We start from the raw sequence: 14155 nt of genomic DNA, 5'->3' as shown, positions 1-14155 counted from the left end.
CCCCGAGGGGGCGCAGGTCTCTCTTGGGGCGGCCCGGCGAGATACCTGATGCGACTCCCCTACGAACTGCAGCTCGGCTGGCGCTACACGCGCGCGGGCCGGGCGACGCGGCGCAACGGCTTCATCTCCTTCATCTCTGGCGTCTCGATGTTCGGCATCGCGCTGGGCGTGGCGGCGTTGATCATCGTGCTCTCCGTGATGAACGGCTTCCAGAAGGAAGTGACCGACCGCATGCTCGGCGTGATCTCGCACATCGAGATCTTTTCGCGCGACGGCCAGGCACTGGCCGACATCGATGCGATCGCCGCGGCGGCACGCAAGAACCCCAACGTCGTCGGCGTCGCGCCCTTCATCGCCGCGCAGGCGCTGATCGCGCGCGGCGAGGACATGAAAGGCACGCTGGTGCGCGGCATCGAGCCTTCGCTGGAGCCGCAGGTGACCGACATCTCCACCACCGCGCAACATGGTGCACTGGCGAAGCTGGTGCCGGGCGAATTCGGCATCGTGCTCGGCGTCGAGCTGGCGCGCTCGCTCTTCGTGCGCGTGGGCGACCAGGTCACGCTGATCGCGCCCGGCGGCCAGGTCACGCCGGCCGGCGTGGTGCCGCGCCTGAAGCAGTTCACCGTGGTCGGCACCTTCGATTCGGGCCACTACGAATACGACTCGGCGCTCGCGATGATCCACGAGCAGGACGCGGCCCGCGTGTTCCGGCTCGAAGGGCCGAGCGGCCTGCGCCTCAAGCTCAAGGACCTGCACCAGGCGCGCGAGGTGGCCGATCAGCTGGCCGTCACGCTGCCCGGCGAATTCCTGATCCGCGACTGGACGCGCCAGAACAAGACCTGGTTCGCGGCCGTGCAGGTCGAGAAACGCATGATGTTCATCATCCTCACGCTGATCGTCGCGGTCGCGGCCTTCAACCTGGTCTCGACCTTGGTGATGACGGTGACCGACAAGCGTGCCGACATCGCGATCCTGCGCACGCTGGGCTCGAGCCCGCGCAGCATCATGGGCATCTTCGTCGTGCAGGGCGCGATGGTGGGCGTGATCGGCACGCTCGGCGGGCTGCTGCTGGGCCTGGGCATCGCCTACAACATCGACGTCATCGTGCCGGCGCTGGAGCGGCTCTTCAACGCGCGCTTCCTGCCGCAGGACATTTACCTCATCAGCAAGATGCCGAGCGATCCGCAGCGCGGCGACATCATGCCGATCGCGCTGATCTCGCTTGCGCTGTCCTTCGTGGCCACGCTCTACCCGAGCTGGCGCGCCAGCCGCGTCAACCCTGCGGAGGCCTTGCGCTATGAATAAGCGGGCCCCCACGCTCGGCACTGACGTGTCCTCGCTGCCCCCCGAGGGGGCTGCCATCGGCTTGGGGCGGCCCGGCGCCGATGGGGTCGTCCTGCAAGTCAGAGGCCTCACCAAGCGCTTCCACGAAGGCCGCATCGATCTCACCGTGCTGCACGGCGTCGACCTCGACGTGCGCGCGGGCGAGACGCTCGCCATCGTCGGCGCCTCGGGTTCGGGCAAGAGCACGCTGCTGCACCTGATGGGCGGGCTCGATGCGCCCACGGCCGGCAGCGTGGAATTGCACGGCAAGAACATCGCGCATGTCGATGCGGCCGAGCAGGGCCGGCTGCGCAATGCGCACCTGGGTTTCGTCTACCAGTTCCACCACCTGCTGCCGGAGTTCAGCGCGCTCGACAACGTCGCGATGCCGCTGAAGATCCGCCGTACCGAGCCGCAGGCCGCGGCACGGGCCGCGAACCTGATGCTGGCCGCCGTGGGACTGGCCGAACGCACCCACCACCGGCCGGCCGAGCTTTCGGGCGGCGAGCGACAGCGTGTTGCCATTGCGCGCGCGCTCGTGACCCAGCCCGACTGCGTGCTGGCCGACGAGCCCACCGGCAACCTCGACCGCAACACGGCCGACAGCGTGTTCGCGCTGATGCTGCAGCTCGCGCACGAGCGCCGCACGGCCTTCGTCGTGGTCACGCACGACGAGAGTCTGGCCAAGCGCTGCGACCGGGTGCTGCGACTCAACGCGGGCCGTCTCGCAGGCTGAGCTGCGGCCGCTTGCCAAAGCCGGGCGCGGTCACCACACTGGGGCTTCGTTCGACAGCGCAAGGAGCCCCATGGAAACCCCGGACCTCCCGCCTTCCACCACGCTCGAGCAGCGCAGCTCGTACCTGGAAGAGAAGGCCTTCAAATCGCGCACGCTACTGATCTTCGGCGCCATCACGGACCAGTCGGCCGCCGACGTGGCGCGCCGGCTCATCGCCCTCGACGCCGACAGCCAGGAACCCATCGACATCCTGGTCAGCTCGCCGGGTGGGCACCTGGAGTCGGGCGATGCCATCCACGACCTCGTGCGCTTCATCAGCGCGCCGGTGAACATGATCGGCACCGGCTGGGTCGGCAGCGCCGCCACGCACCTCTACCTGGCGGTGCCGCGCGAGCGGCGTTTCTGCCTGCCCAATACGCGCTTCCTCATTCACCAGCCGAGCGGCGGCGCGGGCGGGCCGGCCAGCGACATTGCCATCCACGCACGCGAGATCCTGCGAGCTCGCACGCGCGTCGCCCAGGCGATCGCGCGCGAGACCGGCAAGCCGCTGGACGCCGTGCTCGCCGACATCGAGCGCGACCGATGGCTGTCGGCGGAGGAGGCGATCGACTACGGGCTGGTGTCGCGCATCATCCAGCGCAAGAGCGAGCTGCGCCCCTAGGCGCGCAGCTGCCGGCTTACTTCGGCTTGTAGGCCACCACGTCGATCTCGACCTTGGCGTCGACCATCAGGCGCGCCTCGGTGGTCGAGCGCGCGGGCCGGCCGGCACCGAAATAGCCCATGTAGACGCGATTGAAGGCACCGAAATCGCGCGCGTCCTGCAGCCACACGGTGGTCTTGCAGACGTCGTCGAGCGTCGCGCCGGCCAGCGCAAGCACCGACTTGATGTTCTCCATGACCTGCCGGGTCTGAGCCTCGATGCCGCCGACCACGATCTCGCCGTTCGCATCGGCGGGCACCTGTCCCGACACATAGATGAAGTCGCCCGCGCGCACGGCCGGGGAGAAGGGGCGGACCTGGTTGTCCGAGGCCTTGGGGGATGCACCGAGGTATTCGAGCGGCATGAAAAGCTCCTGGGTTGAGTGTGAATTGAAATTCTATTTCAGTAAAAATCCTGAAACATAGGGTTTACACCCGTGATTTGGCATGTTTGATGCTTCAAAGTCTGGCCGAAGAGAAAATATTTTTCAAATCATCCGACCCACGAAGGAGTTTCACATGCAGACCCCCGGCCTCTCGAAGCGCAGCCTGCTCGGCGCGTTCCTCGTCAGTTTGCTGTTCGCCGTGGCGCCGGCCCAGGCCCAGGGACCGCGCAATTTCGCGACCCTTGCCATGGTGGCCGAGCCGCAGACGCTGGACCCGATGGCCTCCACCGCCGACCTGGTCGGCACGATCATGCAGCACGTCTACGAGCCGCTCTACACCTTCGATGCGAAGTGGAACGTGGTGCCGATGCTGGCCGAATCGATGCCGAAGATCTCGGCCGACGGCAAGGCCTACGCCATCACCCTGCGCAAGGGCGTAATGCTGCACAACGGCCGCGAACTGAACGCCGACGATGTGGTCGCGAGCCTGCAGCGCTGGATCGAGCAGTCACCGCGCGGCAAGGCGGTGGGCAAGGAGCTCGAGAGCCTCAAGGCCAAGGGCCCGCTGGGCGTCGAGCTGGTGCTCAAGGCGCCCTACGCGCCGCTGCTCGCCCAGCTGGCGCTGCCCAGCGGCATGGCCGCGATCATGGCCAAGGACTCGATCGCGCAGCCGCTGAAGGATTTTGTCGGCACCGGTCCCTACAAGTTCAAGGAGCGCCGGCCCGACCAGTACGTGCTGCTCACGCGCTTCGACAAGTACAGCACTCGCAAGGAGCCCGCGAGTGGCTACGGCGGCAAGCGCGAGGCGGCGATCGAGGAACTTCGCTTCGTGCCGGTGCCCAATGCCAACACGCGCGTCGAAGGCGCGCTGGCCGGCCAGTACGACTTTGCCGACCTGCTGCCGGTGGAAGCCCTGGCGCGCCTCGAGAAGGCCAGCGGCAAGACGCTGCCGATCATGACGCCGTCCTTCGGCTTTCCCTACCTCGTCTTCAACACCAAGGAAGGCGTGGCCGCCAGCCAGCCGCTGCGCCAGGCGATCCAGGTCGCGCTCGGCGAGGGCGAGATGCTCGCGGCCGGCTTCGGCGACACGCGCTTCTTCGTCGCCGAAGGCAATCACTTCCCCAAGGGCTCGCCCTTCTATGCCACGGGCGGCACCGATCTCTACAACCAGCGCAATGCGCCCAAGGCGAAGGAGGCCGCCGCCAAGGCCGGCTACAAGGGCGAGCCGATCCGCGTGCTGACCAGCCGCCAGTACGACTTCCACTACAACATGGCGCTCTTGATGGCCGAGCAGCTCAAGCGCGCCGGCTTCAAGGTCGATCTCAACGTGGTCGACTGGGCCACTCTGGTGCAGCGCCGCAACGACCCGAAGCTGTGGGACGTCTACGTCACGCATTCGGGCCAGTTCCCCGAGCCGATGCTCTCGCCGCCGCAGCTCGGCGACGGCGCGCCGGGCTGGTGGGATTCGCCAGCCAAGAAGGCCGCGCTGTCCGCCTTCAATGTCGAGAGCGATCCCGCCAAGCGCGGCGCGCTGTGGGGCAAGGTGCAGCAGGTGGTCTACGACGAGGTGCCTTACGTGAACGTCGGCAAGTTCAACGGGCTGTCGGCCAAGAGCCCGGCGCTGGACAACTACCAGCCGGCCACCTGGCCGTATTTCTGGAATACGCGCATCAAGTAACCCCACCCCGTTCGGGCTGAGCTTGTCGAAGCCGTCGTCGCACGTGCAAGCCCTTCGACAAGCTCAGGGCGAACGGTCGGAGAACTGAATGGTCCGCTATCTCTCGTCCCGCCTCGCGGGCATGCTGGTCGTGCTCGCCATCGTGGCGGTGCTGGTCTTCATCCTCACGCGCGCCGCCTCGGGCGATCCGGTCTCGGTGCTGCTCGGTGACCAGGCCACCGCCGCCGACATCGCGCGCGTGCAGAAGGAATACGGCCTCGACAAGCCGCTGCCGGTGCAGTTCGGCTACTGGCTGCGCGAAGTGCTGCAGGGCAACCTGGGCCAGTCGATCTTTCTGCAGCGGCCGGTCACGCAGGCGCTCATGGAGCGCGCGGAGCCGACCACGCTGCTGGCGCTGATGGCGGTGGCGATCGCGGCGCTGATCGGGCTGCCCTGCGGCATCGTCTCGGCGGTATTCCGTGGGCGCGTGGTCGACCAGGTGTTCACCGGCATCGCGATGCTCGGCGCCAGCATCCCGAGTTTCTGGCTCGGCATCGTGCTGATCCAGCTCTTCGCGGTCTCGCTCGGCTGGTTCCCGGTTTCGGGCTACGGCGCGCCCGACGCGCCGCTGGCCGAGCGCCTGCATGCGCTGATCCTGCCGGCCGCGGTGCTGGGGCTCTTGAACTCGGCGTTGATCATCCGCTTCACGCGCGCCTCGATGCTCGACGTGCTGGGCGAGGACTATGTGCGCACCGCGCGTTCCAAGGGCCTGGCGGAAAGCACGGTGGTGCTCAAGCATGCGCTGCGCAACGCGCTGGTGCCGATCGTCACCGTGCTGGGGCTCACCATCGCGCTGATGATCGGCGGCGCCGTCGTCACCGAGACGGTGTTCGGCCTGCCCGGCGTCGGCAACCTGGTGGTGAACGCGGTGCTGCGGCGCGACTATCCGGTGATCCAGGGAGCCTTGCTCGTGATCGCTGCGATCTACGTGCTCATCAACTTCTCGATCGACTTGTTGTACGCCGTGGTCGACCCGCGCGTGAAGATCTGAATCATGCAAATGCCTCGAATGCTCCGCCAGCTGATGCACCGCCGCATCGTGATGGTCTCGGCCCTGGTGCTGCTGGTGATCGCGGTGCTCGCGCTCGGCGCGCCATGGTTCGCCTCGGCCGACCCCAACGACACGGCCGTGCTCGACCGCCTCAAGCCGCCGAGCGCCGCGCACCTGATGGGTACCGACGAGCTGGGGCGCGACATGTACTCGCGCATCGTCCACGGCGCGCGCTATTCGCTCGCGATCGCGGCGCTCACCGCGCTGGGCTCGGTGATCGCGGGCACCCTCCTGGGCCTGGTGGCCGGCTTCTTCCGCCGGCTCGATGCGCCGCTGATGCGCGTGGTCGACGCGATGATGTCCTTCCCCGACATCCTGCTTGCGATCGCGCTGGTCGCCATCCTCGGCGCTTCGCTGGGCAACGTGGTACTGGCGCTGGTGCTGGTCTACACGCCGCGCGTCGCGCGCGTGGTGCGCGCCTCCACGCTGGTGGTGCGCGAGCTGCTCTTCGTCGAAGCCGTGCGCGCCTTGGGCGTGCGCACCTCGCGCATCCTGTGGCGCCACATCCTGCCCAACCTGATGTCGCCGATCCTGGTGCAGGTGTCCTTCATCTTCGCCTACGCCATCCTGGCGGAGGCGGGCCTGTCCTTCCTCGGCGTCGGCGTGCCGCCCGAGATCCCGACCTGGGGCACCATGGTCGCGGGCAGCCAGCAGTATGCGGACCGGGCCTTCTGGGTCGTGCTGTTTCCGGGGTTGGCGATCATCTTCACCGCGCTCTCGCTGCAGTTGCTGGGCGACGGCGTGCGCGACCTGCTGGACCCCAAGCTCAAGAAGGCAACGTGATGACGATGCACGCAACTCCACGTCTCGCGGTACGCAATCTCGGCACCTCCTTCCCCACCGAAGACGGTCTCGTGCGTTCGGTGGCCGAGGTGAGCTTCTCAATCCAGCCCGGCAAGACCACCGCGCTGGTCGGCGAGTCGGGCTCGGGCAAGTCGGTCACCAGCTTGACGCTGATGCGTCTCTTGCCCAAGACCGCCAACGCACAGGTGAGCGGCGAGACCGCCTTCGCCACGCGCGACGGCCGCAAGGTCGACCTGCTCACGCTCGGGGACCGCGACATGCGGCGCCTGCGCGGCAACGAGCTCGCGATGATCTTCCAGGAGCCGATGACCAGCCTGAACCCGGTCTTCACCATCGGCGAGCAGATCGCCGAGAGCGTGCGCCTGCACAAGGGGCTGGACCGCAAGGCCGCGCTCGCGCACGCGCTGCGCATGCTGGAGCTGGTCGAGATCCCGGCCGCGGCGCGGCGCCTGCATGAATACCCGCACCAGCTCTCGGGCGGCATGCGCCAGCGCGTGATGATCGCGCTGGCCATGGCTTGCGACCCGACGCTCTTGATCGCCGACGAGCCCACCACCGCGCTCGACGTCACGATCCAGGCGCAGATCCTCGAGCTGATGCGCCGGCTGCAGGCCGAGACCGGCATGAGCATCCTGTTCATCACCCACAACCTCGGCGTGGTGGCGCACCATGCCGACGACGTGGTCGTGATGTATGCGGGTCGCGTGGTCGAGAGCGCACCGGTGCGGCCGCTGTTCGCCACGCCCGAGCATCCCTACACGCAGGGCCTGCTGGCCTGTCTGCCCGGCAAGGCGCACCTGCGCGGAGGGGCCAAGCCCAAGCGGCTGTTCGCGATTCGCGGCCAGGTGTCGAGCCCGCTGGCGCCGCCGCCGGGCTGCGCCTTCGGGCCGCGCTGCGACCATGCGGCGGAAGCCTGCCTGCAGGCCATCCCGCCGCTCGTCGAAACCCACCCCGATCGGCAGGCGCGCTGCATCCGCGTGCCGGCGATCCAACCACTCGCGAGGGCCGCATGAGTACGCCGCCGCCTTGCTCCCTCTCCCGTTCGCGGGAGAGGGCCGGGGTGAGGGTGCATCCCGAGGCCCCCGCCCTCATCCCCCGCCCTCTCCCGCCTGCGGGAGAAGGAGCCAATACCACGTGCCCATGACCACTGCCGCAGTCCCCCTGATCGAGGTCCGAGGCCTCAAGAAATACTTCGGCAGCGGCGAGCGCCCGGTGCGCGCGGTCGACGACGTTTCCTTCGCGATCCGCGCCGGCGAAACGCTGGGCCTGGTCGGCGAATCGGGCTCCGGCAAGAGCACCATCGGCCGCACGCTGCTGCGCCTGGTCGAGCGCACGGAGGGCGAGGTGCTCTACCGCGGCGACGACATCGGCAAGCTCTCTTCCGGGCCGCTGCGAAAGCTGCGCAGCAAGCTGCAGATCATCTTCCAGGACCCGTACGCGAGCCTCAACCCGAAGATGCGCATCAGCGCCATCCTCGGCGAGGCGCTGGCCACGCACGGGCTGCACAAGGGCGCCGCTGCACGCGACAAGCGCATCGCCGAACTGCTCGAAACCGTGGGCCTGCGCCCCGAGCATGCAAGCCGCTTTCCGCACGAGTTCTCGGGCGGCCAGCGGCAGCGCATCGGCGTGGCGCGCGCGCTCGCCGTCGAGCCCGAGTTCATCGTCGCCGACGAGCCGCTGTCGGCGCTGGACGTGTCGATCCAGTCGCAGGTGATCAACCTGCTGGCCGATCTGCGCGAACGCCTGTCGCTGACGATGCTATTCATCTCGCACGACCTGGACGTGGTGGAATACCTGTGCGACCGCGTGGTCGTGCTTTACCTCGGCAAGGTGATGGAAGTGGCGACCACCAGCGAACTCTTCGAGCGCCCGCAGCATCCCTACACGCGAGCCCTGTTGGCCGCGAGCCCGAAGCCCGATCCGCTGCTGCCCAACGAACACGTCGCGCTGAAGGGCGACATCCCGAGCCCGGTCGCGCCGCCGTCCGGCTGCGTGTTCCGCACGCGCTGTCCGCATGCCATCGAGGCCTGCGCCCAGACCGTGCCGCCGCTGGACGAACTCGCACCGGGCCATTTTTCCGCCTGCATCCGCAAAGAGCTGATTTCCCTATGATCACCGAATACGACGACTTCATCGATCCGCTGCTCAACACCGGCTTCAAGGGCTACCCGCGCACCCAGCCGCCGAAGCGCCGCAGCGAGATCGGCAAGGCCGGCTGGCATGTGCTGGCCGGCGACCTGCCGCTGCCGCTGGCCGTGCTTAAGCGCGAGGCGCTGGAACACAACCTCCAGTGGATGCAGGCGCGCGTGCGCCAGTGGGGCATCGACCTCGCGCCGCACGGCAAGACCACCATGTCGCCGCAGCTCTTCAAGCGCCAGCTCGACGCCGGCGCCTGGGGCCTCACTTTCGCGACCGTGACGCAGCTCGCCGTCGGCGTGGCCGCCGGCGCGCGGCGCACGCTGATCGCCAACCAGGTGGTGAACGACGAAGACCTGGCCGGCATCCAGCTGCTGCTGCACGCGCACATCGACCTGCGCGTCGTGTTTCTGGTCGATTCGCTGGCGCAGCTTGCGCTGATCGAGGACTGGACAGAGCGCCACCCCGAGCACCTGCCTTTTGAGGTGATGCTCGAAATCGGCGTCGAGGGTGCGCGCACCGGCTGCCGCACGCACGAGGAAGCGGTCACGCTCGCCACCCGCCTGCACGAGAGCGACGCCGTCAAGCTCGCCGGCATCGAATGCTACGAAGGGCAGGGCGCCACCGGCGAGAGCGGGCCCGACACGACCTATGCGAACACGCTCATGGACCGCGTCGAGGCCGTGGCCCGCCATTGCGACCTCCACAGTCTGTTCGACACCGACGAGGTGCTGGTCTCGGCCGGCGGCTCCGCGATCTTCGACCTGGTGGCCGGCCGCCTGAAGCCGGCGCTCCAGGCCCGCGTGCGCGGCCTGCTGCGCTCGGGCTGCTACGTGACGCACGACCACGGCTTCTACCAGCGCATGCTGAGTGCCGTGGACGAACGGTTGGGCTGCGGCTGCGGCGAGAGCCTGCGCCCTGCGATGGAGGTGTGGGCCACGGTGCAGTCGCGCCCCGAACCGAAGCTCGCGATCCTCGCGGTCGGCAAGCGCGACATCTCCTTCGACCTTTCGCTGCCGGTGCCGATCGCGCGCGCCGCGCGCGGCAGCCTGGTGCCCGCCGCGGTGCCGCCGGGCTGGCAGATCACGGCGCTGAACGACCAGCATGCCTACCTGCGCTGGGACGATGCCGAGGAGCCGCAGGCGCCCGCGGTCGGCGAGCGCGTCGGCCTCGGCATCTCGCACCCCTGCACCACCTTCGACAAGTGGCACTGGATGCCGGTGGTCGAAGAGGACTACCGCATCAGCGATGCGGTGGCCATGCACTTCTGATGGCGCCCGTGATGACATCCTCCCTGCTTCAGAAGATGGCCGAGATCCGCGACGGCGCCTCGGCCACGCGGCGCGCCATCCTCGACCTGATCCTCGAAGACCCCGACCGCGCGCTCGAGGAAAGCTTCGAGACGCTGGCCGAGCGCTCGCGCAGCTCGGTGCCCACCATCATGCGCACCTGCCGCGATCTCGGCTTCGCCGGCCTGCGCGAATTCAAGCTTGCGCTGGCGCAGGAACTGGCGCTCGGCGGCTCGCCGCTGCACCGGCGTGTGAACATCGAGGACGCGGCCGACGAGGTGGTCGGCAAGATCGCGCGCAGCGCCGCCGCCTCGGTCTCGGGCGTGCGCAACCAGCTCGACATGGAAGTGCTCGACGGCGCCGTGGCCGCCATCGCGGCGGCGCCGCACGTCGATCTCTATGGTGCCGGCGCCACCTCGTGGTTCATGGCCAACGACCTGCAGGCGCGGCTGTTCCGCCTCGGCCTCTCGGCCAACGCCTGGGCCGACTACCACCTGCAGCAGGTGGCCGGCGCGGCCCAGCGCCCGGGTGGCGTGGTGATCGCGATCTCGCACGTGGGCGGCATGCCCTCGCTGCTCGATGCTGTCGACATCGCGCGCGGGCAGGGCGCCAAGGTGGTCGCACTCACGCGACCCGGCACGGCGCTCGCGGCGAAGGCCGATTTCCTGCTGGGCCTCTCGGTGCCCGACGACGCGGTGATGCACGTGGGCATCGACGCCTACCTCACGCACCTGACGGTGATCGAGATCCTGACCGTGCTGGTCGCGCAGCGCCGCGGCGAACCCGCGGTGCAGCGCCTGCAGCGCGCGCGCGAAGCCTTCCAGCGCCACGGCATCGATGCGAGCACGCATCCGCTGCAGAGCTGGGATGGCGGAGGAGTGAAGCATGGCTGAGCAAGCGATCTTCTTGCTCGAAGGCGGCCTCGTGGTCGACGGCTCCGGCGGCCCGAGCTGGCCCGGCGACGTGCTGCTGGCCGGCGACCGTATCGCAGCGCTGGGCGAAGGCCTGCGCGAGCGCCTGCCCGAAGGCATCGCAGCGGCCGATCTCGAAACCGTCGACTGCCGCGGCAGGGTGATCGCCCCCGGCTTCATCGATGTCCACACGCACGACGACGCGATCGTGCTGCGCGATCCGCTGTGCCTGCCGAAGATCTCGCAAGGCATCACGACGGTGGTCACCGGCAACTGCGGCATCTCGCTCGCGCCCTACCGCACGCCGCAAGCCCAGCCGCCGCTCACGTTGCTGGGCATCGATTCCTTCCGCCACGCCACGATGGCCGAGTACCGCGCCGCGGTCGAGGCGGCGCAGCCGGCGCTCAATGTCGCGGCGCTGATCGGCCACACCACCTTGCGCTTCGCGACCATGGACGCGCTCGACCGCGCGGCCACCGAGGACGAGCGCGCGCGCATGGGCCAGCTGCTCGAAGCCTGCATGCTGGACGGCGCCCACGGCCTCTCCTCGGGCCTGTTCTACGAGCAAGCCTTCGCCGCGCCGGCCGAAGAGGTGACGGCGCTCGCGCGCATCGTCGCGCGCCACGGCGGCGTCTATGCCACGCACCTGCGCAGCGAGATGGAAACCATCATCGAGGCAATGCACGAGGCCGGCGACACCGCCTTCAGCGCCGGCGCGCCGCTCGTGATCTCGCACCACAAATGCGCCGGCCCCGCCAATTGGGGCCGCACGCTCGAAACCCTGCCGCTGGTCGACGCGCTCGCGAAGCGGCAGGACATCGCGCTCGACGTCTACCCCTACGTCGCCGGCTCCACCGTGTTGCGCGAGGACCTGGTGGACGGCGTGATCGACATCCTGCTGACCTGGTCCGATCCGCATCCCGAGGTGACGGGCCGCATGCTCGCCGACGTCGCGCGCGAATGGGGCGTGGACCAGAAGGAAGCCTGCCGCCGCCTGCAGCCCGGCGGCGCCTGCTACTTCCAGATGAAGGAAGAGGACGTGGAGCGCGTGATCGCCCATCCGCGCACCATGATCGGCAGCGACGGCCTGCCGCACGACCGCCATCCGCATCCGCGCCTGTGGGGCGCCTTCCCGCGCGTGTTCGCGCGCTACTGGCGCGAGCGCCAGCTGTTCACGCTCGAACAGGCAGTCCACAAGATGACCGGCATGACCGCGCGCAACCTGCGCATCGCCGACCGCGGCCTGCTGCGCGTGGGCGCGATGGCCGACGTGGTGGTGTTCGATCCGCGCACCATCGCCGACACCGCCACCTACGACCGGCCGCAGAGCGCCAGCGTGGGGATCGATCGCGTGTTCGTCAACGGCGCCTGCGCCTTCCGAGGCGGCGAAGAAGAGCCCGAGGTGCGGGCGCGGGCGGGGCGGATGCTGACGCGGGCGGTCTGAGAACCGGTTGAGAAGAGCGCCCGGGTCAACGCACGAAGCGGCCCTCGGGCGTGACGCGAACCATTTCGATGAACTTCGACCCGGTGCTGCTGCCTGACGTGAAATCGATGTCCATGCCGGCCAGCCGCATCTTGAATGCGCGCAGCGCCGCATGCAGGCGCGCACGTGTCAGGTCGCGGCCGGCACGCTTGAGCCCCTCGATCATCACCAGCCCGTTCAGGTAGCCCTCGAAGCTGCCGTAGCCCACCGGCACCTGCGCGCGTTCCGCCAGGCGTCGGTAGTCGCGCGTGACGGTCTCCACCTCGCCCCAGGGATAAGGCATGACCTGCGAGATGGCCAGTCCGCCCGCCTGCAGGTTCACCACCTTGGCCGTGACCTCGCCCGGGACGACCGACATGCCATAGAACATCGGCTTGCTGCCGGCGCCGTAAGTCGCCTTGATGACCTCGCCGGCCACCGTGCCGGCCAGATACATCAGGACGGCCTGCGGCTGGCTGTCGGCCAATGTCTTGCCGGCGGCGGCGGAGGTCGAGCCGTCTCCCTTCACCGAGACCACCGCCGTCGGCGTGAGCTTGTGGGTGGCCATGGCGGCCTCGATCAGCTTGACCGCTTCGGCGCCGCCCGGGTTGTCGAGATGGGCGATCGCCATCTTGTTCACGCCGACGGTCGTGAGGTGCTCGACCAGGGCCTGTGCTTCGCGCGCATTGCTGGCGCGCACGAAGTAGGCGGAGCCGGCAACGCGTTCGCGCGCCGTGTCGCCCACGCCGTAGCCGCCCACGCTGGGTGCGCCGCTTTGCTGCAGCAGCTTGGCGGCGGCGGCCGTGGTGCCCGAGCCGACGCAGCCGAAGAACGCGAACACGCGATGGTCGTTCAGCAGCTTGCCGTAGTTCTCCACCGCCTTCTCGGGCTTCAGCTCGTCGTCCAGCGACACCAGCTTGATCTTGCGTCCGCCCACGCCGCCTTGTTCGTTGACCGCATCGAAGGCCAGCCCGGCGCCGTTGTGCACGACCTTGATCTGCGAGCCGAGCGGGCCGCTCAGCACGGCGCTGCTGCCGAGCAGGATCTCGCTGTCGCTCACCCCTGTTTCTGCCTGCGCGGACGACAAGTGTGCCAAGCCAGTGGCAAATACGGCAGTGGAGGCGACAAAACTTCTGCGCTGCATGAGCAAGGCCCTTTTCCAATGAATTTAGTTAAGTTGAATAACTATTGGAAATGAGCCGTCGGTGCCGCCGAGTCAGGGTTTACCCACGCGGTCGCGGCATTCGTCACGCTTCTGCAATCACTCGTGTCCCGTCAGCATCAGCGCTGCTCTGTAGGCCGCACGGCCGGCCGTCTTGGCTTCTTCGACCAGCGCCTTCAGCCGCTGCCCGCGCTCCTTCGGCGCCAGGAGATAGAGCGGTTCGGCCATCAATTGCCGGGCCGCGCCGAGCAGGACGTGCGCCGAAGTGACGCAGACGCGGACGGCCGCACGCTCGCCGGCCGGGGTGTTCTCGCCTTCGCGGTCATTGAGAACGGACTCGATCAAGGCGAGCGCATTGTCGAGGCAGGCCTGCGCGAGGTCGCGCTGTGTCGCTCCTGCTTGAATCGTCAGGGGCGGGCTGGGGCCATCGAGCGCGGCATCGCGCGGAGTGTCGAACATGGTGAGAAGACCGGGTTGCT

General features: G+C 68.6%; 14 protein-coding genes. 11 read left to right on the top strand and 3 right to left on the bottom strand.

Annotation, left to right across the window (positions count from 1 at the left end):
• Positions 1-48: 48 nt before the first annotated feature.
• The 3 genes from BLS74_RS20495 to BLS74_RS20485 all read left to right on the top strand — a co-directional run bounded on the left by BLS74_RS20495 (position 49) and on the right by BLS74_RS20485 (position 2720).
• Positions 49-1305, top strand: a complete 1257-nt coding sequence (locus BLS74_RS20495) for a lipoprotein-releasing ABC transporter permease subunit (protein ID WP_093108986.1) — start codon at positions 49-51, stop codon at positions 1303-1305.
• On the top strand, positions 1298-2059 hold the full coding sequence (lolD, locus tag BLS74_RS20490) for a lipoprotein-releasing ABC transporter ATP-binding protein LolD (protein WP_093108985.1): 762 nt from the start codon (positions 1298-1300) through the stop codon (positions 2057-2059). The genes BLS74_RS20495 and lolD overlap by 8 nt, the downstream gene beginning before the upstream one ends.
• A 70-nt stretch (positions 2060-2129) precedes the next feature.
• Positions 2130-2720: an ATP-dependent Clp protease proteolytic subunit gene (locus BLS74_RS20485; RefSeq protein WP_093108984.1), complete on the top strand. Its 591-nt coding sequence runs from the start codon at positions 2130-2132 to the stop codon at positions 2718-2720.
• Between the two features lie 16 nt (positions 2721-2736).
• Here the strand turns inward: BLS74_RS20485 and BLS74_RS20480 are convergent, their stop codons facing one another.
• Entirely contained in the window at positions 2737-3123 is a 387-nt protein-coding gene (locus BLS74_RS20480; RefSeq protein ID WP_093108983.1) for a RidA family protein, read from the bottom strand.
• 154 nt (positions 3124-3277) lie between these two features.
• Between BLS74_RS20480 and BLS74_RS20475 the strand changes: the two genes are divergently transcribed.
• The 8 genes from BLS74_RS20475 to BLS74_RS20440 all read left to right on the top strand — a co-directional run bounded on the left by BLS74_RS20475 (position 3278) and on the right by BLS74_RS20440 (position 12496).
• On the top strand, positions 3278-4822 hold the full coding sequence (locus tag BLS74_RS20475) for an ABC transporter substrate-binding protein (RefSeq protein ID WP_093108982.1): 1545 nt from the start codon (positions 3278-3280) through the stop codon (positions 4820-4822).
• Positions 4823-4910: 88 nt separating this feature from the next.
• Positions 4911-5852 carry an ABC transporter permease gene (locus tag BLS74_RS20470; RefSeq protein WP_093108981.1) on the top strand — a complete coding sequence of 314 codons (942 nt, stop codon included), beginning with the start codon at positions 4911-4913 and terminating at the stop codon, positions 5850-5852.
• Between the two features lie 3 nt (positions 5853-5855).
• A complete protein-coding gene (locus BLS74_RS20465) occupies positions 5856-6695 on the top strand; it encodes an ABC transporter permease (protein ID WP_093108980.1) in 840 nt (279 codons plus the stop codon).
• Positions 6695-7729 carry an ABC transporter ATP-binding protein gene (locus BLS74_RS20460; protein ID WP_093108979.1) on the top strand — a complete coding sequence of 345 codons (1035 nt, stop codon included), beginning with the start codon at positions 6695-6697 and terminating at the stop codon, positions 7727-7729. The genes BLS74_RS20465 and BLS74_RS20460 overlap by 1 nt, the downstream gene beginning before the upstream one ends.
• 127 nt (positions 7730-7856) lie before the next feature.
• Entirely contained in the window at positions 7857-8828 is a 972-nt protein-coding gene (locus BLS74_RS20455) for an ABC transporter ATP-binding protein (protein ID WP_093108978.1), read from the top strand.
• A complete protein-coding gene (locus BLS74_RS20450) occupies positions 8825-10123 on the top strand; it encodes an amino acid deaminase (protein ID WP_093108977.1) in 1299 nt (432 codons plus the stop codon). The genes BLS74_RS20455 and BLS74_RS20450 overlap by 4 nt, the downstream gene beginning before the upstream one ends.
• A gap of 11 nt (positions 10124-10134) precedes the next feature.
• On the top strand, positions 10135-11034 hold the full coding sequence (locus tag BLS74_RS20445; RefSeq protein ID WP_093109083.1) for a MurR/RpiR family transcriptional regulator: 900 nt from the start codon (positions 10135-10137) through the stop codon (positions 11032-11034).
• Positions 11027-12496 carry an N-acyl-D-amino-acid deacylase family protein gene (locus BLS74_RS20440; protein ID WP_093108976.1) on the top strand — a complete coding sequence of 490 codons (1470 nt, stop codon included), beginning with the start codon at positions 11027-11029 and terminating at the stop codon, positions 12494-12496. The genes BLS74_RS20445 and BLS74_RS20440 overlap by 8 nt, the downstream gene beginning before the upstream one ends.
• A gap of 25 nt (positions 12497-12521) precedes the next feature.
• Here the strand turns inward: BLS74_RS20440 and BLS74_RS20435 are convergent, their stop codons facing one another.
• A complete protein-coding gene (locus BLS74_RS20435) occupies positions 12522-13574 on the bottom strand; it encodes an ABC transporter substrate-binding protein (protein WP_244503940.1) in 1053 nt (350 codons plus the stop codon).
• A gap of 201 nt (positions 13575-13775) precedes the next feature.
• Positions 13776-14135: a hypothetical protein gene (locus tag BLS74_RS20430; protein ID WP_093108975.1), complete on the bottom strand. Its 360-nt coding sequence runs from the start codon at positions 14133-14135 to the stop codon at positions 13776-13778.
• Positions 14136-14155 lie beyond the last annotated feature (20 nt).

The organism is Variovorax sp. CF079 (assembly GCF_900101545.1).
Classification (GTDB): domain Bacteria; phylum Pseudomonadota; class Gammaproteobacteria; order Burkholderiales; family Burkholderiaceae_C; genus Variovorax.
This window is presented reverse-complemented; position numbering and strand designations above follow the sequence as displayed.